Consider the following 25,219-nt stretch of genomic DNA (forward strand, 5'->3'; position numbering starts at 1 on the left):
GCGTTATGAGCCAGTCTTTGAGATTTGCGTTGATACTGCCGTATTTCGCCGATATGAGAGCGGCTTCAGGCCTTCACGTTCTGCCGGATATTCCAGCCGAACTTCACCGGCCCACCCTCCTTGGCGCCATCGGCTTTCTGCGGTTGGTAGCTGACGTCGACGGTGGCGAAATTCAAGGCGATGCTGTCGAAGAGCACATCGTCCTGACTATTGGCACCGGTGCCGTAAGACACCACCATCACTTCCTTCAGGGTGATCACCAGATACTCCACAGGGCTGGAACCGCCCGCTTTGCGCACCACCAATCGTGCTTCGGGATAATGCTTGCCGCTGGCACAGGCCATCATCAGGTTGGGGCTGGATTTATCCAGCGGCTTTTTCAGGTTCAGGTTGGCAATATTGACCTTGCCCGCGCCCCCTCCGGTGCCTGAGTGCATTGAGCCGGTCTGCGACAACCCCCACGCCCATTCGGTGATATCAATCTCATCGCGATGGGCCTGGTCTCGTGATTCACCCTTGATATCGCCCAGTTTCAAAAACATATCGACTGCCATATTGGCTCCTTGTCGTGTTGTGCGTCGCAAGTAACGTGGGGCGCACTGTTCTCGAACCAGGGCGGCGCTCACAAGATGGCAATGCGGGATCGAGAAGCACCTGTCTTGAAAAGGCGAAACGTCCGACATTAATTTGCGCCGCTGCATCTTTACCCTCTCGACTCCCCAAAAACCCAGGAGTTAAGGAATGACGACCGCCTTGTTCAAGGATGGATTCCCCTCGGCCCACCGCACCACCCGCCAACGCATTGAAAGCAGCATCGACCTGCGTCGATTGTTCCACGCCATCGATGCCGACCCTGTGCTGATTGGCGCAGGGGTGGTGTACATCGATGCGGACTTCAACGTGGTGACGCTGCGCGAGTTCCAGGCGATTTGCACTGTGCAGCCGATCAAAGTGGTATTGCGGGAGGCGCCCCGGTATGTGGGGCCGGTGGAGTTCAAGCGAATGCTGGAGCATGAACCGCGGGAATCTAAATTAGTGGGTGAGGCGCTGAATACGACGGTAACGTGTGCGGGGGCGATACTGAGCTGGACGGTGATCTGGAGCGGAGTTGCGTTGATGCCGTTCACCGCCGGTGCAAGTGCAATTATTTCCTTTACCGCTAAAGCGGCAGCAGTGGCCAGTACCGCGCAATGTTTTATCGGATTAAGCAGAACGAGTGTTGAAGCATTCAATCGGCAGGCTATTGATCGGCTCGACAGCGAGGCTTGGTATCAAGCCACGGTCGCTGTGCTGGATGGCATCGCCTTGCTGGGAGTTGCTACGTCCGCCCTGACGACAATAAAAACTGTCAACCTGACTAAGAAAGTAACGGGTAAACCCATTCGGGACGTGCTGAGAGGGCTCACCCGGCAGGAACGGGCAAAGCTCAATGATGAGCTGCTTAGAATCCACGACCCACGACTGACAACGAAACTGCTCAAGCTGAAACAAGCCGCAGGAACAGCCACCAAACGCATCAGTGCGGCGCAAATGCGACAAGCCACCGCCAATCACATAAGAGATGTATGGGCTGCAGCCGCAGGGTTCACGAGCAGCGCTACGTCAGGAAACGCTCGGACTTTCGCCGTCGGCATCTATGAAGAACTCGGCCAATGAAAAAGCAAAAGGCGTTGAAAGCCTTGGAGAAGTTAGGCCATGACACTAGCGTTAGCTTGCCAGACTCGAAAGCGTTGAGTGGAAGGGATTTCTTCTACGCTAAGTTTTATATAGAAGATCCACGACCATGGCGTAGACGTTACATGTTGGTCTTCGGTGGGTGGTTGCTTTCCGGGTGTTTTAGCATTGCCCTGACTGGCGTCCTGATAATGGTTACCTATCTTTCAGAAGCCCCAGAAGCTTCTTCGTTGCGTAATTGGTTTTTTGGCGGAGTGGCGATGAGCGTGGTGTTTTCCGTTGCACAAATTGAAGTGCTATATGGTCGCATCCACTGGGTCTGGGTAAACGTCGCGATATACCTCGCCTGTCTGCTGGTAGCACTTCCCAGTATCGCCTACCGCCCCAACGCCTACCTTTACTCCCTCTGCCTGCTCAGCCCCCTGATCGGCCTTTTGATCCTCAACAGCAACCGCTGCCGCGAACTGCGCCACAAAATGGTCGAAATCCGCCACAAGCGCGAAGCCATCATCGCGACCCTGAAAAAACAGGGCCGTTGGAAATGGTGGTAAGCCTCCACCCCATCCCCTTGAATGGTCCAACCTCGATATCCACACATCCTCGGTGAAAACATAACCTGAGAAAATGCGATTTTTGTGGTGAGCGGGCTTGCCCCGCGCTGGGCCGCGAAGCGGCCCCCAAGCCCAGCGCCTCGGTGTGCCCGATAAAACCACAGTGTCTGGAGTGGGGCTGCTTCGCATCCCAGCGCAGGGCAAGCCTGCTCACCACAGCGTTATGTGTCAGCCTCTGCGCCTCTGATATGCCCTTATCCGAGCATCGGTATCCACACATCCTCGGTGAAACATAACCTGAGAAAATGCGATTTTTGTGGTGAGCGGGCTTGCCCCGCGCTGGGCTGCGAAGCGGCCCCAAAACCAAGCCCCTCGGTGTGCCCGATAAAACCACAGCGTCTGGAATGGGGCTGCTCCGCAGCCCAGCACAGGGCAAGCCTGTTCACCACAAATGAGTGTGGCGTGTGTATGCCCCCTGCTGCATAGCGCCGCGAGGTTGAACAGGGTCGCCGAAGATCGCGAATAATCCCTGCACACTGTTACGGCCTGACTCACAACGAGGCATTGGGTGACTGCTGCTGAGGGGTAAGGCCGCCGACCTCATCCATAAAAAAACCCAAATAGCGGTGAATTATTTCGCATGCACTTGTATCTGAAGTGACAGAGCGGTGCTGTCGCAGTGATAGCACCTCCCCTGTTCTGTTTTAGAGTGATCCGCATGAAATCACGTAAGAAAAGCGTCAATCCCATCGGATTGAATGACATCACCATTGTCGATGACACCAAGATGCGCAAGGCGATCACCGCCGCTGCACTGGGTAACGCCATGGAATGGTTCGACTTTGGCGTCTACGGGTTTGTCGCCTATGTGCTGGGCAAGGTGTTTTTCCCGGACGCTTCGCCCAGTGTGCAAATGATCGCCGCACTGGCTACGTTCTCGGTGCCGTTCCTGATCCGTCCTTTGGGTGGCCTGTTCTTCGGCGCCCTGGGGGACAAATACGGACGACAGAAGGTGCTGGCGGCGACCATCGTGATCATGTCGCTGAGTACCTTCGCCATCGGTCTGATCCCCGGCTACGACACTATCGGTATCTGGGCGCCGATCCTGTTGCTGCTGTGCAAAATGGCCCAAGGCTTCTCGGTGGGCGGTGAATACACCGGCGCGTCGATTTTCGTTGCCGAGTATGCGCCGGACCGCAAGCGCGGCTTTCTCGGCAGTTGGCTGGACTTCGGTTCCATCGCCGGTTTCGTGCTCGGCGCGGGTGTGGTGGTGCTGATTTCCAGCATCCTCGGCGAGGAACAGTTTGAATCCTGGGGCTGGCGCCTGCCGTTCTTCCTGGCCCTGCCCCTGGGCATCATCGGTCTTTACCTGCGCCACGCGCTGGAAGAAACCCCGGCGTTCCAGCAGCACATGGACACCCTCGAACAAGGCGACCGCGAAGGTCTGTCCCACGGCCCGAAAGTGTCGTTCAAGGAAGTCGCCACCAAGCATTGGCGCAGCCTGTTGACCTGTATCGGCATTGTGGCTGCCACCAACGTGACGTACTACATGCTGCTCACCTACATGCCGAGCTACCTGTCCCACAACCTGCACTACAAAGAAAACAGCGGTGTATTGATCATCATCGCAATCATGGTCGGCATGCTATTCGTGCAACCGTTCATCGGTTTTGTCAGTGACAAAATCGGCCGCAAGCCGTTCATCATTGCCGGCAGCGTGGGTTTGCTGTTGCTGGCCATTCCAGCCTTTATGCTGATCACCAGCGGCAAGATCGGGCTGATCTTCGCCGGGCTGCTGATCCTGGCCGTTGTGCTGAACTTCTTTATCGGCGTGATGGCGTCGACATTGCCGGCGATGTTCCCTACGCACCTGCGCTACAGCGCTCTAGCCAGCGCCTTTAACGTCTCGGTGCTGATCGCCGGTCTGACCCCGACCGCTGTCGCCTGGCTGGTGGAAACCACCAATGACCTGTACATGCCCGCCTACTACTTGATGGCGTTTGCAGTGGTCGGCCTGATCACCGGCGTGACCATGAAAGAGACCGCTAACCGCCCCCTGCGCGGTGCGGCACCGGCGGCCTCGGACATGGAAGAAGCCAAGGAGCTGCTGCAAGAACACCATGACAATATCGAGCAGAAGATCGAAGATATCGACGCCGAGATCGCCGAACTAGAAGCCAAGCGCGAAAACCTGGTGCAACAGCATCCTCGTATCAACTAAGACCTGTCCGCGCGCGGTGGCCCCAGCCCCCGCGCCTTTGGAGTGTTCAGCATGCTTTCCAGCGTCACCGCACCACTGTCATTGCTCAGCCCAGAAGAACGCGCCGCCATCGCCGAAATCGAAGCCACCACCAGCATCCTGCAACTTGTCACCCGTCTGACCGGCATGCGCTTTGCCGGTATCGCCAAATTTACCGACTTGGAATGGGTCGTGTGCTCGGTGCATGACCCTTTCGACATGGGCATCCACCCGGACGACGTGCTCGATCTGGAAACCACCCTGTGCAGCGAGTTCTGCATCAACCCGCAGACCCTGTTCATTCCCCAGGTCAGCCAGAACGGCCGCTTCGCCGCGCGCCCGGTGGTCAAGCAGTACGCCATCGAGAGTTACGCCGGCACGCCCATCTTCCTCCCCGATGGGCGCCTGTTCGGTGCGCTGTGTGCGCTGGACTCCAAGGCGATGCTGTTCGACGACCCCAACCTGGCCGAAACCCTTAGCCTGTTCGCCCGCCTGATCGGCTGCATCTTCTTTGCCAACCTGACGGCCCATGAGCGCTAGTTGATGCCTTGGCGCAGCCCGGCGATATCGCGCTTGGGCGGCAAGCCGAACAGCCGGCTGTATTCGCGGCTGAATTGCGATGGGCTTTCATAGCCCACCCTGAAGGCCGCGCTGGAAACGTCATGATGCTCGTTGAGCATCAACCGGCGCGCTTCGTTCAAGCGCAACCACTTCTGGTACTGCAAAGGGCTCATTGCCGTCAGTTGGCGAAAGTGATGGTGGAACGTGGCCGCGCTCATCTGCACTCGCGCCGCCAGTTCGTCCACGCGTAGCGCCGAATCGTAGTTGAGTTTGAGCCAGTCGATGGCCTTGGCGATACGATAGCCCTGCCCGTCCACCGCACAGATGCGCCGCAGCCGCCCGGCTTGGTCGCTCTGCAAGAGCCGGTAATGGATCTCGCGCTGGATCAACGGCGCGAGTACCGGGATTGCGGCCGGTTCATCCAGCAATGCCACCAACCGCGCGAAGGCATCCAGCATGCCGCCGGTGACCGTACCGATGCCTACACCAGTCAATGCCGCTCGCTCACGGGTGGGCGGCGTCTCGCCCTGGGCGATCAATTCGGCAAGCATCCGCAGATCGAGTTTGAAGGTCAGCCCCACGCACGGCCGCTCGGCGCTGGCGCGCAGGACTTCGGAATTGGCCGGAATATCCAGGGACGTCAGCAGAAAACGCCTGGGATCGTACGCGTAGCCTTGCCCGCCGACCCACAGCTGCTTTTCGCCCTGGGCCACCAGCACGATGCACGGCTCGACCATGCACACCACAGGAGGTTGCGGCCTTTCACGTCGATAGAACCCCAGGCCGGGAATGGGCATCGGGCGATCGCCGGGGCTTGGCACGCGCCGGGTAATGGACTGGATCAGCGCGTCCAGAGGCGCTTGAGGAAGGTTCATAACGGGCTCTCTACTGTGTTCGGTGCACTGTATCCCGTCGCTGCGGGGCTGTCCCCGTAGGAGCGACAACACTCAGAGGATCAGGCAAGTAATCCAGCGTAACGCACTACAGACACCAGCTGAGCCTGGGGACAATAGGCACAACCCCTTTCCATCAAGGATTATCCGATGAAACGCCTCTTGCTCACCCTGGGTTTGCTGGTGACATCTTTTTCTTCACTGGGAGCCGATATGTCCAACGGTGCCGACAACTTCTACACCAGCTCGCAGGTGACCGTCGAAAAGGTCGCTTTTAACAACCAATACGGCATGCGGGTGGCGGGCAATCTGTTTGTGCCTAAGCATCTCGCTGCTGGCGCCAGAAGCGCTGCGCTGGTGGTCGGCCATCCGATGGGCGCGGTCAAAGAACAGAGCGCTAATCTGTACGCTACCAAAATGGCGGAACAGGGCTTTGTCACCCTGTCCCTGGACCTTTCGTTCTGGGGCGAGAGCGCCGGCCAGCCGCGCAATGCGGTGCTGCCTGACCTGTATGTGGAGGACTTCAGCGCCGCCGTGGATTTTCTTGGCACCCGCCCGGTGGTCGACCGCGAGCGCATCGGCGTAATCGGTATTTGCGGCAGCGGCAGCTTTGCCATCGCGGCGGCCAAGATCGACCCGCGCCTGAAGGCTATCGCCACGGTCAGCATGTACGACATGGGCGCAGCCAACCGTAACGGCCTCAAGCACGGCATGCCCCTGGAACAACGCCGCAAAGTCCTGCTGCAAGCCGCCAATCAACGCTATGTGGAATTCCAAGGCGGCGAGACCGTCTACACCGGCGGCACACCGCTGGCCCTGACCGGCGATGCGGTAGGCGACGAGTTCTTCGACTTCTACCGCACCCCGCGTGGCCAAGTTACCCCCGCCAGCGCCTCGGCGCAGACCACCACCCGGCCGACGCTGACAAGCAATGTGAAATTTATGAATTTCTACCCTTTCAACGACATCGAGACACTGTCCCCACGCCCCTTACTGCTGATTGCCGGTGCCGACGCGCACTCGCGGGAGTTCAGCGAGGACGCCTATCAGCGCGCCGCCGAGCCCAAGGAGCTACTGATTATCCCCGGCGCCGGCCATGTCGACCTCTATGACCGCGTCGATTTGATCCCCTTCGCCAAACTCGGCGCCTTCTTCAAGCGCCAGTTGCCGTAATCACCGACTGCGGTGGTCTGGGTCTTCCGGGCTGCCGCCGTTTACGCTCGACAGGATTTCCCCCATGACCGTTTCCCCTTCTTCCCCTCGCTGGGGCGCTGTGTTCGCGATGTCCCTCGCGGCGTTCACCCTGGTCGCCTCGGAATTCATGCCGGTGAGTCTGCTCACACCCTTGGCCGCCGACCTGCATATCAGCCCGGGCCAGGCCGGCCAGGGCATCTCGGTGTCCGGGTTGTTCGCACTGCTTACCAGCCTGATGATCGCCGCCGTGGCTGCGCGAATGGACCGTAAGCGACTGCTGCTGGGCTTGACCGCGTTGATGATCGCCTCCGGTACGGTGGTGGCCTGGGCGCCGAATTATTGGGTGTTTATGCTGGGGCGTGCGCTGATCGGTGTGGCCATTGGCGGGTTTTGGTCGTTGTCGGCGGCCACGGCGATGCGGCTGGTGCCGCAGCCCCAGGTGCCCCGCGCGTTAGCCATGGTCAACGGCGGCAATGCCTTGGCCACGGTGATCGCCGCGCCGCTGGGGAGTTTTCTCGGCGGCATCATCGGCTGGCGCGGAGCGTTTTTCTGCGTAGTACCGGTGGCCGTGGTCGCCCTGGTGTGGCTGTGGCTGAGCCTGCCGACTTTCCAGTCCTTACAGCGCACCAGCGGGGGCAACGTGTTCGCCTTGCTCAAGCGCGCGCCGGTGGCCCTCGGCATGCTCGCCGTGAGCGGCTTCTTCATGGGGCAGTTTATGTTGTTCACCTACTTGCGCCCGTTTCTGGAGCAGGTAACCCAGGTCAGCGTGTCGCTGCTGTCGTTGATCCTGCTGGTGCTCGGCGTCGCCGGGCTGGTGGGCACACTGTTGATCGAACGCTTTGTGCAACGCAGCCTGTACCGCACTTTGACGATTATCCCGGTGATCATGGCGTTACTCGCCCTGGCCCTCGTGGCCTTTGGCCGCTCGACCGCGATCACCACGCTGTTGCTAGCGCTGTGGGGCCTGGTGGCCACTGCCGCGCCGGTGGGCTGGTGGACCTGGCTGGCTCGCACCCTGCCTGATGCCGCCGAAGCCGGCGGCGGCCTGATGGTGGCGATCATTCAGTTGGCCATTGCGGCCGGGGCAATAGTCGGGGGCGCGGTGTTCGATGTTCGGGGCTATCGGGCCACCTTCGAACTGAGCGCGGCGGTCCTTAGTCTGGCGGCGGTTTTCGCCCTGCTCACGGCCCACGTCAGCCAACGCGTGCCCGAGCCGGATAGGCAAACCCGTGGCGCCTGAGCCGCTCAATATTTCGCCGAGGGTGCCGATAGCCTGTCATACCCATGACTTGCAGCGACGCCCTGCGGGAAATAATGCCGAATACTCTCGCCCCTATCGTCCGTACCCTCTCCACCCGCACCAGTCTGTCGCTGACCCGCACGTCACTGCTCAACTTCATGGCCTTGCTGGCCGGTGTGTTCGCGGCGGCGGCTTACTCGCTGGTGTACATCGCCCACGACCTGGACCATACCGAGCAGGTGGAAAGCGCTTTTTATACGCGCAAAGCCATGCAATCGATGGAGAAATCCCTGCGTGTGACCGTCAAGGACTACGCGTTCTGGAGCGATGCCTACCAGCACCTGCATATGAAGGTGGACACCGATTGGGCCTTTGTCCGTGAAAACGTCGGGCCGACGCTGTATCAGGACTTCGGCTTCCAGGGGCTGTTTGTGGTCGACGATACAGACCGCACGGTGTATGCGGTGGTCGAGGGCCAGATGCAGCACCTCGAACTGAGCCAATGGCTCGACCAGCCTATGGCCCAGATTCTCGAACAGGCCCGCGCCGGCGCCGATGACGAAACCCCGGTCACGCGGTTTATCAATGTGCATGGCACCCCCGCATTGATAGCCGCAGCGGCGATTACCCCCGGCACCGACCCCACCGTGGAAAAGGACGGCCGAAAGTCTTCTGTGCTGGTGTTTGTAGACCTGCTCACCGCCGATAAACTGGCCCTGATCGGCAATGAGTCCGGCATTCACAATCTGCACATCGCCACGCCTGACGACATCGGCAATGTGTTGCTGGTACCCCTGGGCAACAACGGCGACGCCGGCAGCCTGCATTGGGAGCCGGAGCGCCCCGGCCTGCGGCTGATGGCGGTCGGTCTGCCGCTGCTGGGCCTGGCGGCGCTGCTGGTGTGTCTGATGGCCTGGGTGATTTCCCGCCGGGCCACGGCGGCGGCGCAGGCGCTGGACGCCAGCCACGCCTCGCTGCAAGACAGCCAGAATGCCTTGGCCACCAGCGAAGCGCGGTTTCGCGATGTGGTGGAGGCCAGTTCCGATTGGGTCTGGGAGATCGATGGCCACTGGCGGTTCACCTACCTGTCGGAACGTTTTCAGAGCGTCACCGGCCTGGACCGTCACGCCTGGATCGGCGCGCCCATGCTCGACCTGCTTGGCTCCGAGGCCGGCGTGCTCTCGCAATGGCTGGGCAGCCCGGACCGGCATCCTGACCTCAGCCTGCAGTGTCGTTACCTAGACGCTCAGGGCCAGGAACGCATGACGCGCCTGGCCGCGCGACAAATGCCTTGCGGCGGCTTCCGTGGCACCGCCACCGACGTCACCGAAGAAGTCGAGGCCCGGCGGCGCATCGAGTTCCTGTCCCAACACGACGCCCTCACCGGGCTGGCCAACCGCACGCGGCTGCAAGCGTTCCTCAATGGCAAGCTCAAGACCCTGCCCTCGCCTGACCACCCGCTGGTAATGCTCAGCCTCGACCTGGACCGTTTCAAACCGGTCAACGACCTGCTCGGGCATGCCGCCGGCGACCGGGTGCTCAACGAAGTATCCGGGCGCCTGGCCGATTGCGTGCGCCACGGCGACCTGGTGGCCAGGGTCGGCGGTGATGAATTCGTGCTGATCCTCAGCGATGCCGGCAACCAGGACGAAGTCGAGAACCTGTGCCGGCGCCTGATTGCCTCCATCGAACAAGCCGTGCGTATCGATGAGCAGGAAGTGTTTATCAGCGCCAGCATCGGCATCGCGCTGGCGCCCAATGACGCCAAAGACGTTACCGAACTGCTGCGCTATGCGGATATCGCGCTGTACGAAGCCAAGTCCGCCGGGCGCAGTACTTGGCGCTTTTATTCCGGCGAAATGAACACGCGCATCATCGAGCGGCGCCGCCTGGAAAGCGATCTGCGGTTCGCGATCAAGCATGCGGAACTGCGTTTGCACTTCCAGCCGCGCTATCGCATCGCCGACGGGCAAATGGTCGGGGCCGAAGCCCTGGTGCGCTGGCAGCATCCGGTGCGCGGGCTGATCGCGCCGGATACGTTTATTCCGATTGCCGAAGAGTCCGGGCTGATCCTGGCGCTGAGCGACTGGGTGCTGGAAACCGCCTGCGCCTACGCCGCGCGCTGGCCGGACCTGTTGTTTGTGTCGGTCAACCTGTCGCCCACCGAGTTCCGGCGCGGCAACCTGGTGGAACGCGTGAGCCTGGCGTTGCAGGCGTCGGGGATCGACCCGGCGCGGGTCGAGCTGGAAATTACCGAGAGCGTGATGCTCGAAGATGCCGCCGTTGCGCTGGAGGTGATGCACGCCCTCAAGCAGCTCGGCGTGCGCATCGCCATGGATGATTTCGGCACCGGCTATTCGTCCCTCAGCTACCTGCGCGCGTTCCCGTTCGACGGGCTGAAGATCGACCGCAGCTTCCTCAATCGTCTGGAAGAAAGCGAGGACGATAAAGCCATTATTCAGGCCATCGTCGGCCTGGGTCGCGCGCTGTCGTTGACGGTGACCGCCGAAGGCATCGAGACCGCCGAGCACTTGGCGATGCTTAAATCGGTGGCCTGCGACGAAGGCCAGGGCTACTACCTGAGCCGTCCACTGGATATCACCGCGTTCCATGGTTTGCTGGGCTGACCCGCCGAGCTAGGTGAAAAACTGACTCGGCGTCTTGCCGAATTGCTTTTTGAACATGCTGGTGAAGGCGCTGGGGCTGTCGTAGCCCAGCGTCAGGGCCACGTCGATAATCTTCTCGCCCAGCGCGATGCGCTCCAACGCCAACAGCAGGCGCGCTTGTTGGCGCCATTGGCCGAAGGTCATGCCGGTGTCCTTGCGGAACAGACGCTGGATGGTTTTCTGGTCCAGCGCCAGGCGCGCGCTCCAGTCGGCCACGGTGGAGGCATCGCCCGGATCGTGTTGCCAGGCCGCGCAGATCTGCTGGATACGCGAATCGGCCGGCTGCGGCAGCGACAACGGCAAGGCCGGTAACAGGGCCAGTTCATCCAGAATCAGGTGCATGATGCGCGCGTCTCGCGAATCCTCGGCGTACGGTGGTTTAAGGCTGACCGATGCCTTGATCAACTCGCTCAGCAGCGCTGAGATGCTCACCGCTTTGGTCTCGCTCGGCAAATTCGGGAAGCTGCCGGGGCGCACGAATACGCTGCGCATTTTCAGCGCACCCACACAGCGCAGGGAGTGAACGTGGCCGCTGGGCATCCAGAAACCGCGATGGGGCGGCACCGTCCACTGGTTGTGCGCCGAACGCACGACCATCACGCCCTCGGTGGCGTACAGCAGTTGGTGCTTCTCATGACTATGGTCTGGAATCACCCAGTTTTCCGGGTAGTCGGTGGCCGAACTGATGACGGCCCAGTCGCCTTCATCGATCTCCCGCAAGAATGTATCCAGTGATTTGATCATTTCGCCCTTTTTGCGATGATTGCCGCCCCAATTTCGCGAGACAGGCATTTGCGCCGAATCTAGCATAAACACCGCGTCTAGATATGGAGCAGCGGTTCATAGCACCGCTGCCCGCTTTCACTGTTTGCTGCCTTGTATGGAATGCCTGCATGTCGACCCTGACCGCCTCACCTGCCGCCACCTCAAGCCCACCCCAAGCCAGCCCACTGGTGTTGCGCGTTATTGGCGCGTGCGCCCTGGCGCACTTGATCAATGACCTGATCCAGGCCGTGCTGCCGTCGATCTACCCGATGCTCAAGGCCAACTATGGGCTGAGCTTTACCCAGGTGGGCATGATCACCCTCACCTTCCAACTCACCGCGTCGCTGTTGCAGCCGTGGATCGGCTACCACACCGACCGGCATCCCAAGCCGTGGCTGCTGCCGGCCGGCATGGTATGCACCTTGGTCGGCATCCTGCTGCTGGCGTTTGTCGGCAGCTTTCCGGCGATCTTGTTGGCCGCGGGCCTGGTGGGCGTGGGCTCGTCGACCTTTCACCCGGAAACCTCACGCGTTGCGCGCCTGGCCTCGGGCGGGCGCTACGGCCTGGCGCAATCGACCTTCCAGGTCGGCGGCAACACCGGCAGCGCATTCGGCCCACTGCTGGCGGCGGCGATCATCATCCCGTACGGCCAGGACCATATCGCCTGGTTCGGCCTGTTTGCCGTATTCGCCATCGGTGTGCTGTATGGCTTGAGCCGCTGGTACCGCAACCACCTCAACCTGTTCAAGCTCAAGCAAGGCAGCCAGGCCACCCACGGTCTGTCCAAAGGCCGCGTGACCTTCGCTTTGGTGGTGTTGGCGGTACTGGTGTTTTCCAAGTACTTCTACATGTCCAGCCTGACCAGCTACTTCACCTTCTACCTGATCGAAAAATTCCAGCTGTCGGTGGCCAACTCCCAGTTGTACCTGTTCCTGTTCCTCGGCGCGGTGGCGGCGGGCACGTTCTTCGGCGGGCCGATCGGCGACCGCATCGGGCGTAAGAAGGTCATCTGGTTCTCGATCCTCGGCGCCGCACCGTTCACCTTGGCCCTGCCCTACGTCGACCTGTTCTGGACCGCCGTGCTCAGCGTGGTAATCGGTTTTATCCTGGCCTCGGCGTTCTCGGCCATTGTGGTGTTCGCCCAGGAACTGGTGCCGGGCAATGTGGGCATGATCGCCGGTATCTTCTTTGGCCTGATGTTCGGCTTCAGTGGGATCGGCGCAGCCTTGCTCGGCCTGCTGGCGGATAACCACGGTATCGAATACGTCTACAAGCTGTGCTCGTTCCTGCCGCTGGTGGGGATACTCACGGTGTTGCTGCCGTCGACCAAAGGGGTCTGACCGCCGGCCATCGGATGGCGGTATGCCATTACGGTTTGTGTTCTGAAAAACCTGTGTGTGCGCTTACAATTCGCGTTTAAACGCACACCAGGCAGTTCTGCACGATATGACGCTCGACCCTCCCACGATTCTGGCCCTGACCGTCGCCCTGGCGGCCGCGGCTGCGCTTTACCTGTTGATTGAATGGCGCAGTGTGCGCGAACCGTCCTTGCTGTATTGGAGCGCCGGTTTCGCCACCATCACCGTCGGCTCCACCCTGGCGCTGCTGCGCATAAACGGCTACCTGGTGATCGGCATCTGGTTCGCCAACGGTTTGCTGGTGAGCGCACATTTTCTGTTTTTGCTCGGGGTGGCGCGGTTCACCCAGGTGCGCCTTTCACCGCTTTGGGCACTGATGCTGGTGGTGTGGCTTGGCATGCTGATGCTCCCGACCGACCTGCCGTGGTCCAAAGCCATGTTGGCGGTGCAGTCGCTGTTGGTGGCCTTGCCGACCTTGCGCGCCAGTTTCCTGCTGCGTCCCCATGGCAAATCCCTGAGCGTCGGTGCGGTGCAACTGCGCTATGTGCTGCTGATTCACGGCGCCTTCTACGTGGCCAAGGCCGTGTCGGTGGTGATCCCCGGCACATTGATCGACCTGGCGGCGTTCAAGGGCGAAATCATCCAGGTGTCGCTGGTGGAAGGCGCCATGGCGATCATGCTGATCGCGTTGTCCATGACCGGCTCGGAACGCTACCGCCGCGAACAGCACATCGCCCGCCTCGCCGCCCGCGATCCACTCACCGCCCTCTACAACCGCCGCGCCCTCGACCTGCGCGCACCACGCCTGCTGGCCCAGGCCTCGGCGGCGCAACCGGGGGCGCTGCTGCTGATCGACATCGATCATTTCAAAGGCGTCAACGACTTGCACGGTCACATCGCCGGCGACCGATTGTTGATCGCCTTGAGCGAAATGATCCGCAGCGTCACCCCCGACGGCGCCCTGGCCGCGCGCCTGGGCGGCGATGAATTCGTCATCCTGCTCAACGCCACCAGCGCCGAGCAGATCGTCGACCTGGGCAACCGCCTGCGTGGGCAATTCCAGCAACTGGCCGGCCAACACTTCGCCACACCGCAACCGGTCACGCTGAGCATCGGTGCCCTGCTCTTCGACCAACCACCGGCCAGCCTGGCGGCGTTGATCGAACAGGGGGATGCGGCGCTGTATGAATCCAAGCGGGGTGGGCGCGACCGGATTGGGTTAGTGGATGGGACGGGGGGAGCATCGAGCTGAGGCTGCGCATATCGGCAGTCTATTTGAGGGCGGTATAAACGGTGATGACCCGGCAGGCGGCCATATCAGGCCTCTGACCCATCCGGCGACCGCAAGCGATCTATCTCGTCAAAGAGACTAGAAAAAATATCTACCAGGAAAGGGTCGAACTGGGTGCCGGCCTGATCGGTGATGAAACGCCTCGAACGCTCGACATCCCAAGCCTGTTTATAGGCCCGAGGCATTCTTATGGCGTCGTACACATCGCATATCGACACAATCCTTGCCGACAATGGGATTTGCGTACCCTGCAACCCGTTAGGGTAGCCGGTGCCGTCCCAACGTTCGTGATGCGCCAACGCAATCTCCGCTGCGAGATCCGTCAACGGAGAACCGTGCGGGTCACGCAGGATTTCATAACCGATGCGCGCATGCTCCTGCATGATCTGTCGTTCTTGCGGCGTGAGCGCTCCCGGCTTTTGCAGGATTGCATCGGCAATGCCGATTTTCCCGATATCGTGCAGCGGAGCCGCCATCTTCATAAGTTCGCACCACGGGGAAGGCATGCCGATTGCCTTGGCCAGCAATGCGGAGGACTCGCCGATACGAACGATATGCTGCCCCGTGTCATCGTCGCGATAGCTGGCTGCTCGATTCAAGCTGCTGCTGATCGCCTTGTAACTGGACGCCAGTTGAACGGTGCGTAACTCGACTTTGCGCTCAAGCTCGGCATTGACATCGCGTAGCTGCTTCGCCGCCTGCGACAGCTCCAGGCAATTGCGTACGCGCAGTAGAACTTCGGGCAGGTCAATGGGTTTAGAGATGAAGTCGTTGGCGCCCTTTTCCAGGCCTTTGCGCCTATTCTGCTGGTCGTTCAGGGCCGTTACGATGATGACCGGCGACTCAGTGCGGTCGCGTTTATTGAGGCGATCGAGGATCTCAAATCCGTCAGGCGCGGGCATGTCCAGGTCCAGCAGCACCAAGTCCCAGGCGTTCGAAAGCAGCCAGTCCAGCCCTTGGGCCGAATCGCTGAAGGTTGTGATGTTACGCAGGCCCACGGCCCGCAAGCATGAATCCAGAAGCCTGAGATTGGTGGGCACATCGTCGATAATCACGATCCTGCTTTCAGCATTTATTTTGGCGAACATGCGTCTGCCCTCTTCGCAATGAGCGTCAATACGAGATGACGAATACTCTGCCTCCCCAAGGGAGAAGGCACTATAGCTTGGCACTCCAAGGGGTCATCCGAGGCCTGGTCCATAGCCCCACGAACCACGATGATCGACATGGCCGCCTCGGCGAACTGCGTGCGTAAACTGCGGAAAAATGGATCCAGCACAGGCGCACGATGCGCTGTGGCGACGATCAATACGCTGACTGCCGTGTGTTCAAGCACGAGGCTGGCCTCAGGCAACGTTTCGACCCTTTGCACCTCGAAATCACCGGCCAAAGCATCCCGGACCACCTGACCATCCTCGGGGTTGCTGCTGACCAGTAGCACGCAGGGCAAACCCATGGCTGACGCCGTGGAATCGCTCCCTGGCGCTGGAAAAGCCGAAGAGCACATGTCGATCCAGAAGGTGCTTCCCACGTCGACCAGGCTTTCAAAGCCCATGGTGCCATGCATCAGGAACGCCAGGTCCCGGCACAACGCCAAGCCAATGCCAGTGCCCTGGATGGAAGAGTTCTCTTTACCCAAGCGCTGGAAGGGCCGGAACAGCTCCTTCTGCACATCCGCGGAAATGCCCAGCCCGGTATCCTTCACGTAAAGACGCAACCGCGCGCCCGTCTCGACAACCATGGCTCCCAGCGTGACATCGCCACCGGGCCGGTTGTACTTGATTGCGTTGGATAACAAATTGATCAGGACCTGCTTGAGACGACGCTTATCCGCCCAGACGTGCCATGTATCCGCAGGCGCCTCGATGTGCAAGGTTTGGCGGTGCGCGCAAACCTGCTGTTGAACCATGTCTGCGCAGTTGGATAGCAGGCTCGCCACATTCACCGGTTTGAGATCCAGCAATGGCTTCTCGGCCTGCAGGCTGGAGAGATCAAGCAGGTCGTCCACCAACTGAATAAGGTGTTCACTGGCCCCGATGATTTCCTGCAAGTTGGCCGTCTGTTGCGATGCATCGGCAGCCGGCTGCATGAGTCCCAATTGCGCAAACCCGTAAATGGCATTCAAGGGCGTTCGCAATTCATGACTCATGCTGGAGATGAACTTGGATTTGGCCGTACTGGCGGCCTCCGCCTCCAGGGTTTTCTCCCGTAGATCCAATTGGGTCTGCTTGAGCGTCGTGATGTCGACGCAGGCCACGACCACGACAGTGGAATCATCCAGCCGCGACGGTTCCAGGGTGCGGCCTCGGCAAAGGATCCAGATCAACGTGCCATGCACGTCTCTGATGCGGAACTCCGCTTCCGACGCCACGCTGGCGCTGCTGCTGGCCTCTTCCAGAAACCGCGTGAAGATCTGCCGATCTTCAATGGGAATGTTCTCCAGCAGAGTCGCCATCGGCACTTCATTGGCGGCGAAACCGAAACGCTGGCACAGGGCTCCCTTGAGAATAAAGCGCTGCCGTTGGGGGTAATACTCCCAAAGCCCTTCGGCAAAACTCTCCATGACCAATTCGAGCCGCTGCTGTGTGGAACTGCGCACGAACTCAGCCTGGGCCAACTGCCTGCCCATGCCCAGTGCCTGGTTGGACATTGACCAAAGTTCGATGATGTCCGAAGGGCTAGCAGCCGGTTGCCAGTTACCCCGACCGATCTCCCTCATCATTCGTGAGACGCCTTCCACGGGCCTACTCAGTTGGCGACTGAGATCGCGTGCGCGCCACCACATGAAGGCAAAGAACAACGCGTAGAACAGCACCAACCCCGCAATCAACAAATAGCCCACTTCACGGTAATGAGTGGCGAGCAGATTGGTCTCTTGCATAACCGCCGCCTCGTCCACTACCGCCAGCAAGAACCAACCGGTAGAGGGGATCTCATCCCAGGCGACCAGGTGGGGCCGTCCATTCAACGTCAGCGTCACGATGCCTTGTGAGTGCGCGGGTAGATTTTTGTTGAGACTGGCAAGGTCCGGATGCCTAGCGAGGTTTAAATCCGGCGATTGCAAACGCTCGTGATCAATAGGCTCACCAGCGGGCTGGTTATCGACGCGCAGGGAAAAATCACGTTGACCCGCCTTGGGGACGGCCATGACATCGAGCTTGTTGTTGACCAGCATCAGGTAGCCATCCCACGGCATCTGCAATTGCTCGATCCGCTTCAAGATCCCGTCGACCGTTACATCGACCCCGGCTACGCCTTCAAGAAAGTCACCTTTGTAGACCGGTGCGATGGCGGACATCATCCATCCCTGGCCGGCCGGGTCCAGGTAGACATCCGTCCAGACCACTTTTCTTTGCGGGTTATGCTGGGCATCGGCCAGGTAGTAGAAGTTGTATTGGGTGATGTCCATGTCATGGGGATATTGTTCGAGCGTATTGAACCAGGGATAGATCCGGTTGTAGCTGTCCCAACTGTTGAAATAGATGCTGGCAATAAGCGGATCACCATCCTTCAACTGCTTCATCATGAAATCTTGATTCGCCAGAAGCGATATCTTGTAGAGATCCTGTTTTTCCGGCGCCGTGAGATTGGAATAAAACGAGGCGGATCCGCCGTCGTTTACCGCACTGTAACGGACACCATCGGCGCTTAATGAAAGCGAGGCCGCCGTGAGATTCTGGTTTTCGGTCAGTTCATGCTCAGTGGACTTGGCATAAAGGCCGATCGCCTTGTGGATCTGCTCCAGTTGGCCTTGCACCAACAAGGCATTCTGCTGGACAGATACCTGAATGTCTCGTGTCGCACTTTGATGCAGGTACTCGATCTGGGAGTTTCGGATGGATTGGTTCGTGATGAAGTAAGTGGTGATCAGCACGCCTTCCACCAAGACGAGTGGCAACAGACTGGTACTGGCAAACGCGCGCCAGATCCATCTGCGCAGACTGACTCTCTTTTTTGGAGCTGCTTGCATAGGCACGCTCGTTGCGTTGGCAACATGAGTGATATCACAATGATATCATTGTGAGAGCATCCCTGCTCTCTGTCCATATGGGACGCCCTTACTTTTGTGCGAGACCTGGCCCATCCGGTAGGGACACCCAGCCGCGATCAAAAGCCCGTGTGTAACCTATGACCATAGTCGAACACTCGATTTTTGGGCTTACGACTTAAGCTATGCTCAAGACCGGATAACCGGAGGATGGGGCGAATGGATTCAGCCATGGCTATAGCGACACCGTCCACGCAGGATGCCGACGATGTGGGGGTCCTGCTGCTGGATGCCCAGGGGGCATTGCTCCTCATGGATGACTGCGCCAGCGGATTGCTGGGGCTCAGCGAGAGCGTCGCCGCCCTTTTGCCCGCGCCCGCGTTGTTTGCGCTCAAGCCGCAGGCGTTTGAACAACACCTGACCCATGCGCGGCTTGAAGGCCGCTGGTCTTTCCAGAGCACCTCGGCCAGTGGCGGCGCCCTAAGCGTGACGCTCGACTACAAAGCGCAGCAAGCCACGTACCTGCTGAAAATCCGTCGCGCCGATGACATCCACCTTGCCGAACAGGATTATCGCCTGGCGTTCGATTCTGCCGGCACTGGCCTGGCCTTGTTGCGAATGAGCGGTGAATGGATCGCGGCCAATCGTATGCTGTGTCAGATGCTGGGCTACACCGAAGAAGAACTGCGCGCCACCTCTTTCCAGGGTTTGACCCATCCAGACGACGCCGATATCAATAAGGACGAATTGCACAGGCTCATCCAGGGGCACCTCAAGAGCCTGACGCTGGAAAAACGCTATATCCGCAGCGACGGCAGCACACTGTGGGCACGCCTGACCGTGGGCATCGCCCGTAACGCCGATGGAGAAGCGCTTTACTTCGTATCGCAGCTGGAAGACATCAGTGAACATCTCGCCTTGCGCCAGGCATTGTTCATTAACGAACAGAAGTACCTCTCACTGGCCAAAAGCTCACAGAACATCATCCTTCGCTACAACCGGCTCGGACAACAGATCTATGCCAACCCGGAGCTTGAACGCGCCCGAGGTTTTCCCAACACTCACATTACCGAACGCGCATCGACGCCCAATCAGCTCGACGAGTACTTTCGCACACAGGTAGAACTCACCCTATCAACCGGCGTAGCAAACACGTTTCTGCTGGAAAACACAGACGCGCATTTACGTCGGCCCATGGATTTCCTGTGCAATCTGACCCCGGAGCGTGACGAAACAGGCGAGCTGTGCGGGGTGCTGGTCACCGCCCAGGATATCAGTGCGTTGCGCCGCCAGGAGCGCGCCGAGAATGCGCGCTCGGCGATTTTCCAGAAGATGGTTACCCATGACTCGCTCCAGGAGGTGCTGCCCCTGCTCGGTGCCTACCTGGATATTCTGACACCCGAGTTTCACAACGCCATGGCGTTCAAGGCTGTCCCTGGCGACGACGTCCATGGCGCCCCCCTTACGGATACGTCCTCGATCGCAACCTGCCTTGCCGAAGACCTCGTTCGACATCCGGAGCTGTTCGCACAGCATCGTTTGATCACCGATTTGAAAAGCGAGGCTTCAGACTTGGCTTTCAGCCGGCCCGCCTTGCAGGCCGGCTATCGAGGTTGTTGGGTTGAGCCGGTGACCCATAAGAACGGCGACACGATGGGCGTCATCCTGTTATTCGTCGGTAGTGACACCCCGCTGAGCGAGCAAGATCGCAAACACGCACAAATGGCCAGTCATATCGCTGCCATCGCCTGGGAGCGCTGCTCGGCCCATAGCCACCTGGCGCAAAGCCAACGCCGTTATCGCGAAGTCTTCGATCATTCCCAAGACATGCTTTGCCTGCTGGCCGTGGATGCCGACCAGCAACTCAGTTGCCTGGAGGCCAATCCAAAACTGTGCGAAATGCTCGCCAAGAGTCACTCGCAGATGATCGGGCAATCGCTGGGCCATTGCCTGGAAAAAGGAGCCGCCAGTATCGTCGAGGCCATCTGCCTGCACTGTATTGCCGTGGGCGCCCCCATCGAACTGGATGCACATCTGCCCTGCGGCCGGCGCTCACTCGTAGTCCATTTCAACCTGGTTCCGGTCGCCGATTCCACGGGGCGCTTGCATCGCTTGGTGTGTATTGCTCGCGACATTACCGACATCCTGGAAGCCCAGCGCAACGAACTGGCCCGGCAGCAGGAAATCGGCACGCTGGTTGAAAACTCCCCGGATGGTATTGCACGGCTGAGTCGAACGGCAGAACTGCTGTTCGTCAATCCCGCCCTGGAAGCCTGGCTGGATCGCCCGCAAATCGACTTGCTGCGCAAGGACCTGCTCGAAATTCTGCCGAAAAACCTGCAAAGCCAGTTATTCCACGCCGCAGTCATCGAAGCGGTGGAAAAAGGCCGGCCGTTGGAACATGAATATGTGTTCAACGAGCAACATCGTTTGCAGCGCGTCTATCACATCAGCCTCGTTCCCGAACAGGACATCCACGGCAAGATCTCTACCGTTCTGGCAGTCGTTCGCGATATATCCCAACTGCGCCTGGCCGAGACGCGCCTGGCATCGCTCAACAAGCAGCTGCGCCAATTGATGTCCAGCCGAGAAAGTGCACGGGAAGAGGAACGCAAGCTCATTGCGCAGGAGATCCACGATGAACTCGGACAGCATCTGACCGCCATACGCATGGGCACTTCGCTGCTGCGTTTCCAGTACGGCGAGCAACTGCCCCAGCTCAGCGAACAAGTGGCGCGTCTACTGCAATTGATCGACCAAACGGTGCAGGTGGTCAGGAACATTTCCACCAGCCTGCGCCCTTCCATCCTTAACATGGGCATCGTCGCGTCGTTGGAATGGCTGACCGACACGTTCAAGCAGCAATGGGGCATCGACTGCAACCTGCAGGTGCCTGCGCAAAAAGTCAGCTTGGACGATGCCAGCGCAACCGCCGCATTTCGCATCGCCCAGGAGTCGCTGACCAATATTGCCAGACACGCCGAAGCCACTCGGGTCGATATCAGGTTTGAGCAAAGCGAGCATGACTGGTCACTGGAAATCACTGACAACGGCAAGGGCTTCGAGCAGCGTGAACAATCATCCAAGACCCTTGGCTTGCTGGGCATGCGCGAACGGGGCCTGACCTTGGGCGGAACCACCACGGTATGCAGCGCCCCGGGCAGCGGCACAAGTGTCCAATTACGTGTACCCGCTTCAAGGAGTCAAGACTCATGATCCGTTTAATGGTGGCCGACGATCACACAATCATGCGCGAAGGCCTCAAGCAGTTGTTCGCCCTGGTCAAGGATATTTCCGTGGTGGCGGAAGCGGAGAACGGGGCCCGGGTCCTGGAGTTGTTGCGCCATACCGATATCGATGTACTCTTGCTTGACATGACCATGCCGGGTTCGAGTGGCGAGGACCTGATTGGCCGTATCCACGGCCATTACCCCAAACTGCCGATGCTTATCCTGAGCATGCACAATGAAGCCCACATCGCCCAGCGCGCCCTACGCGCCGGTGCCTCAGGCTACATGACCAAGGACCGCGACCCGGAAGCGCTGCTGGCGGCGATCCGCAAGGTCAGCACCGGCGCACGTTACCTCGACCCGCAACTGGCCGAACAAATCGCACTGCAAAGCAGCGGTGTGACGTCCGAGAACGCATCGCAGAGCCTGACCTCGCGTGAATTCCAGATTCTGCGCATGCTGGCCCAAGGGCTGAGCGTGAACCAGATCGCCGAGCAACTGGTGATCAGCAACAAGACCGTCAGCACACACAAGACTCGGCTGATGGAAAAGATGTGCTTTACCACCAGTACGGACCTGGTGCGCTACGCCTTGAATGAAGGGCTGGTCTAAAGACGCCGCGGCTCAGGGCTGATGGCCGCGAACGTCAAGGATGGCGCAAGCAATCTGCTCCAGGGGCAGCTCACGCTCGACCGCTCCCAGCTTGAACGCCTCGCGCGGCATTCCATACACCACGCAGGACTTTTCATTCTGCCCCAAGGTCCTGGCGCCGGCATCGCGCATTTCCTTGAGGCCACGGGCGCCGTCGTCCCCCATGCCCGTCATGATGATGCCCAAGGCATTGCTGCCTGCGCTGCGCGCGACCGAACGGAACAGTACATCCACCGAGGGTCGATGTCGGCTGACAGGAGGCCCTTGCACAATATCCACCTGGTATTGGGCGCCAGTGCGCTTGACCAGCATATGCGTGCCACCCGGTGCGATCAGCGCACGCCCGGGAATGATGCGATCACCTTGAGCCGCCTCGCGAACCTCGATCTCGCAAACGTGATTGAGGCGTTCGGCGAAGGCGGCGGTAAATTTTTCCGGCATGTGCTGCACCACGACAATGCCTGGACATGCCCGCGACAACCCTTGTAGGACCTGTTCAAGAGCCAGGGTGCCGCCAGTGGAAGTGCCGATGGCAACGATGCTTTCAGTCGTGCGCGTCATCGCTACGCACGCAGGGGGCAGAATCGAGTCGGCACTCAACCGTGGCGGTACGTCGACAGGTGCCCTGGCGCCCGTTACACATCGCATATTGGCCTTCGCCGCCGCCCTGACGGCCTGGACCAGCTCATCCGCGTTATCAGTCAGGAACTGTCGCAGGCTGGACTGTGGCTTAGTGACGATACTGACTGCACCGGCCGCCAACGCCTGCAACGTGGTCTTGGCGCCCTTCTCTGTCAGCGTCGAACAAATCACCACCGGCGTAGGCTTTTGCGCCATCAGTTTTTTCAGGAAGGTAATGCCGTCCATGCGTGGCATCTCGACGTCCAGCACAATGACGTCAGGCCATTGTTTGCTCATCTTCTCCATGGCGTAAACCGGATCGACGGCAACGTCGATCACCTGGATTCCACTGGCCTGGTTCAGAACGGCGCTCAGCACCTGACGCACCACGGCGGAATCATCCACGATCAACACCTTGATATCCGTCATCAGACATTACTCTTGGGCGATTCGAATACTTTGCGTACCGAGTCGGCGTGATTGAGTTGAAGGCGTCCGGTGCTCACATCGAACAGCAAGTGACGGTACCCCCGGCCACCGACGTGATAGACCCGGCATTGCAACCCATGGTCCTGGATCAGGCGCCTGGCCGCAGTGACGTTCTGTTGGCCAATCCCGATAGCGTCACCGCGCTTGACCCCGGGGAACATGTCAGCGCCGCCAAAAATACTCACCTCGAACTGCTCGGGCCGGGCTCCCGCCTGATGAATGCACTCGAACAACAACATCAGCGCATCCGTAGCGTAACGACCGTTCAAGTGCCCGACGATGTGGCGCCCCCGACTCGGCAACATGAAATGACACATGCCGCCCAACAAGCGTTGCGGATGCCAGAACACCAGGGCAACGCAGGACCCGAGCACCGTACCTAAGCGCATCTGGCGCCCTCCGAACGCCACCTCGCCGGGTTGCAGGAAATATTCGACCACCCGCGTCATCTCAAGCAGCCGGCTTGCGATAGATCGAGGGTTTCACCAACTGCACTTCATCGCTGATGCCATTCAGGCTTTCCGAATGGCTCACGATGAAATAGCCGCCTGGCTTCAGGTGTTTGCTCAGGCGCTTCACCACCTCGGACTTGGTCTGGTTGTCAAAGTAGATCATCACGTTACGCAGGAAGATCACGTCGAACTGCCCCACCGAAGGCAACGCATTATTCAAGTTGATCGAAGTGAAGGTGATCCGTGACGCCAACGCGCGGTCGACCATGAAAATGCCATTGTTGCAGCCCACGCCCCTCAAGCAGTACTTGTTCAACAGCGCTTCGGGAATACCGCGGATACCGTCCAGTGGGTAGCGTCCGCCTTGGGCCTTTTCCAACACACGGCTACTGATATCGGAAGCGAGGATTTCCCATGGCCGGGTGCCCAGGCTGTCGGCCAGCACCATGGCCAGGGTGTAGGGTTCTTCTCCGGTGGAGCAGGCCCCACTCCAAATGCGCACCGGACCATTACCGCCAAGCCCGGGAAGAATCACGTCGCGCAGAAACTCGAAATGCTTGGGTTCGCGGAAAAAGTAGGTTTCGTTGGTGGTCAACAAGTCCACCGCTATTTGCAGCTCGGCCCGATCCTTCATCAGCAAACGGTAATAGCTGCCGTAGGTGGTCAAGTTGAAAAACTGCAGACGCTTGGCCAGGCGGCCACTGACCAGCTGTTTCTTGGCGACGGATAAGCTGATCCCGGCGATTTCATGAATCATTGACCGAAACTGCTGGAACTCGGTGTCGGAGAGGACGGTATTCATGCTTGCAACCCGTCCGTGTTGATGTTCGAAGCAAACAGCGCTGGCCAGTCGTCGCTTGCGAGCATGTGTTCGATATCAAGTAACAAGACGAAGCGGTCACTGAGCTTGCCAATCCCCACCACGAATTCGGGGCTCAGACGCCCCTGGAGTGACGGGGCCGGCTCGATCTGCTCGGCGGGTATCTCAAGTACCTCACTGACGGCATCCACGATGATGCCCACCAGGCCTGTGCCGCCGCTGCCGTGGACCTCCAGCATAACGATACAGGTACGTGGGTTGGCCAAAGTCTGGGCGCCGCCAAAACACAACCCCAGATCCAGCACCGGAATGGCCGCACCGCGCAGATTGATGATGCCGCGCACCTTCGGCGGCGCCATTGGCAATGGGGTAATCGGGCCGTATTCGACAATCTCCCGAACGCACAGGGTGCCTACCGCAAACATTTCCTGACCCACGCTGAAGGTCAAGTATTGTGGGGCGGCCGTTCCTGGGGCGGGCAAGCGCGACGCGGATATGGACATGGTTCACTCCTCGGGCCCCACCGCATCCGGCGG

20 protein-coding genes are annotated in these 25,219 nt (G+C 59.8%); 11 read left to right on the top strand and 9 right to left on the bottom strand.

Translation table 11 applies throughout. The features are described 5' to 3' along the window. Window positions 1-65: 65 nt before the first annotated feature. On the bottom strand, window positions 66-554 hold the full coding sequence (locus HRH33_RS14760; RefSeq protein WP_040267386.1) for an Hcp family type VI secretion system effector: 489 nt from the start codon (window positions 552-554) through the stop codon (window positions 66-68). A 187-nt stretch (window positions 555-741) separates the two neighbouring features. On the opposite strand from HRH33_RS14760, the gene ssp4 reads away from it, so the two are divergent. The 4 genes from ssp4 (at window position 742) to HRH33_RS14780 (ending at window position 5,004) form a co-directional block, all read left to right on the top strand. Beyond that, on the top strand, window positions 742-1,656 hold the full coding sequence (ssp4, locus tag HRH33_RS14765; RefSeq protein WP_167418686.1) for an Ssp4 family T6SS effector: 915 nt from the start codon (window positions 742-744) through the stop codon (window positions 1,654-1,656). Next, window positions 1,653-2,225, top strand: coding sequence for a hypothetical protein (locus tag HRH33_RS14770; RefSeq protein WP_167418687.1), 573 nt, complete (start codon window positions 1,653-1,655; stop codon window positions 2,223-2,225). The genes ssp4 and HRH33_RS14770 overlap by 4 nt, the downstream gene beginning before the upstream one ends. 718 nt (window positions 2,226-2,943) lie before the next feature. Continuing rightward, complete coding sequence (proP, locus tag HRH33_RS14775; protein ID WP_034138284.1) at window positions 2,944-4,446, top strand: glycine betaine/L-proline transporter ProP; 1,503 nt, start codon at window positions 2,944-2,946, stop codon at window positions 4,444-4,446. A gap of 51 nt (window positions 4,447-4,497) precedes the next feature. After that, window positions 4,498-5,004, top strand: coding sequence for a GAF domain-containing protein (locus HRH33_RS14780; RefSeq protein ID WP_034098156.1), 507 nt, complete (start codon window positions 4,498-4,500; stop codon window positions 5,002-5,004). On the opposite strand, the gene HRH33_RS14785 is transcribed toward HRH33_RS14780, so the two are convergent. After that, the gene (locus HRH33_RS14785; RefSeq protein ID WP_167417999.1) at window positions 5,001-5,900 is read right to left on the bottom strand and encodes an AraC family transcriptional regulator; all 900 of its coding nucleotides are present in this window, start codon (window positions 5,898-5,900) and stop codon (window positions 5,001-5,003) included. The genes HRH33_RS14780 and HRH33_RS14785 overlap by 4 nt on opposite strands. 168 nt (window positions 5,901-6,068) lie before the next feature. Here HRH33_RS14785 and HRH33_RS14790 point away from each other — a divergent pair, with 168 nt between their 5' ends. The 3 genes from HRH33_RS14790 to HRH33_RS14800 all read left to right on the top strand — a co-directional run bounded on the left by HRH33_RS14790 (window position 6,069) and on the right by HRH33_RS14800 (window position 10,979). Then, a complete protein-coding gene (locus HRH33_RS14790) occupies window positions 6,069-7,091 on the top strand; it encodes an alpha/beta hydrolase (RefSeq protein WP_167418000.1) in 1,023 nt (340 codons plus the stop codon). Window positions 7,092-7,155: 64 nt separating this feature from the next. Next, on the top strand, window positions 7,156-8,352 hold the full coding sequence (locus HRH33_RS14795; RefSeq protein ID WP_167418001.1) for an MFS transporter: 1,197 nt from the start codon (window positions 7,156-7,158) through the stop codon (window positions 8,350-8,352). Between the two features lie 74 nt (window positions 8,353-8,426). Next, complete coding sequence (locus tag HRH33_RS14800; RefSeq protein WP_167418002.1) at window positions 8,427-10,979, top strand: bifunctional diguanylate cyclase/phosphodiesterase; 2,553 nt, start codon at window positions 8,427-8,429, stop codon at window positions 10,977-10,979. 9 nt (window positions 10,980-10,988) lie between these two features. Here HRH33_RS14800 and HRH33_RS14805 read toward each other — a convergent pair whose 3' ends face one another. Continuing rightward, entirely contained in the window at window positions 10,989-11,810 is an 822-nt protein-coding gene (locus HRH33_RS14805; RefSeq protein WP_040268478.1) for an AraC family transcriptional regulator, read from the bottom strand. A 101-nt stretch (window positions 11,811-11,911) separates the two neighbouring features. Between HRH33_RS14805 and HRH33_RS14810 the strand changes: the two genes are divergently transcribed. Together HRH33_RS14810 and HRH33_RS14815 are read left to right on the top strand one after the other, a co-directional pair. Further along, entirely contained in the window at window positions 11,912-13,123 is a 1,212-nt protein-coding gene (locus tag HRH33_RS14810; RefSeq protein WP_167418003.1) for an MFS transporter, read from the top strand. 106 nt (window positions 13,124-13,229) lie between these two features. Beyond that, the gene (locus HRH33_RS14815; protein WP_167418004.1) at window positions 13,230-14,393 is read left to right on the top strand and encodes a GGDEF domain-containing protein; all 1,164 of its coding nucleotides are present in this window, start codon (window positions 13,230-13,232) and stop codon (window positions 14,391-14,393) included. 65 nt (window positions 14,394-14,458) lie between these two features. On the opposite strand, the gene HRH33_RS14820 is transcribed toward HRH33_RS14815, so the two are convergent. Together HRH33_RS14820 and HRH33_RS14825 are read right to left on the bottom strand one after the other, a co-directional pair. Continuing rightward, window positions 14,459-15,520 carry an HD-GYP domain-containing protein gene (locus tag HRH33_RS14820; RefSeq protein ID WP_034138288.1) on the bottom strand — a complete coding sequence of 354 codons (1,062 nt, stop codon included), beginning with the start codon at window positions 15,518-15,520 and terminating at the stop codon, window positions 14,459-14,461. After that, window positions 15,505-18,402 carry a sensor histidine kinase gene (locus HRH33_RS14825; RefSeq protein WP_167418005.1) on the bottom strand — a complete coding sequence of 966 codons (2,898 nt, stop codon included), beginning with the start codon at window positions 18,400-18,402 and terminating at the stop codon, window positions 15,505-15,507. Before HRH33_RS14825 ends, HRH33_RS14820 begins: the two co-directional genes overlap by 16 nt. Window positions 18,403-18,651: 249 nt before the next feature. Between HRH33_RS14825 and HRH33_RS14830 the strand changes: the two genes are divergently transcribed. Further along, complete coding sequence (locus HRH33_RS14830; protein WP_243269829.1) at window positions 18,652-21,636, top strand: sensor histidine kinase; 2,985 nt, start codon at window positions 18,652-18,654, stop codon at window positions 21,634-21,636. Continuing rightward, a complete protein-coding gene (locus HRH33_RS14835; protein ID WP_034138291.1) occupies window positions 21,633-22,262 on the top strand; it encodes a response regulator in 630 nt (209 codons plus the stop codon). Before HRH33_RS14830 ends, HRH33_RS14835 begins: the two co-directional genes overlap by 4 nt. A gap of 12 nt (window positions 22,263-22,274) precedes the next feature. Here HRH33_RS14835 and HRH33_RS14840 read toward each other — a convergent pair whose 3' ends face one another. The 4 genes from HRH33_RS14840 to HRH33_RS14855 are packed head-to-tail and all read right to left on the bottom strand — an operon-like array spanning window position 22,275 to window position 25,186. After that, window positions 22,275-23,351: a protein-glutamate methylesterase/protein-glutamine glutaminase gene (locus HRH33_RS14840; RefSeq protein ID WP_167418007.1), complete on the bottom strand. Its 1,077-nt coding sequence runs from the start codon at window positions 23,349-23,351 to the stop codon at window positions 22,275-22,277. Continuing rightward, window positions 23,351-23,860 carry a chemotaxis protein CheD gene (locus tag HRH33_RS14845; protein ID WP_034138293.1) on the bottom strand — a complete coding sequence of 170 codons (510 nt, stop codon included), beginning with the start codon at window positions 23,858-23,860 and terminating at the stop codon, window positions 23,351-23,353. The genes HRH33_RS14840 and HRH33_RS14845 overlap by 1 nt, the downstream gene beginning before the upstream one ends. A 1-nt stretch (window position 23,861) precedes the next feature. After that, window positions 23,862-24,665, bottom strand: coding sequence for a CheR family methyltransferase (locus HRH33_RS14850; protein ID WP_167418008.1), 804 nt, complete (start codon window positions 24,663-24,665; stop codon window positions 23,862-23,864). Further along, window positions 24,662-25,186, bottom strand: coding sequence for a chemotaxis protein CheW (locus HRH33_RS14855; RefSeq protein ID WP_167418009.1), 525 nt, complete (start codon window positions 25,184-25,186; stop codon window positions 24,662-24,664). Before HRH33_RS14855 ends, HRH33_RS14850 begins: the two co-directional genes overlap by 4 nt. Window positions 25,187-25,219 lie beyond the last annotated feature (33 nt).

It is taken from the genome of Pseudomonas rhodesiae, assembly GCF_013285305.1.
Taxonomy (GTDB): domain Bacteria; phylum Pseudomonadota; class Gammaproteobacteria; order Pseudomonadales; family Pseudomonadaceae; genus Aquipseudomonas; species Aquipseudomonas rhodesiae.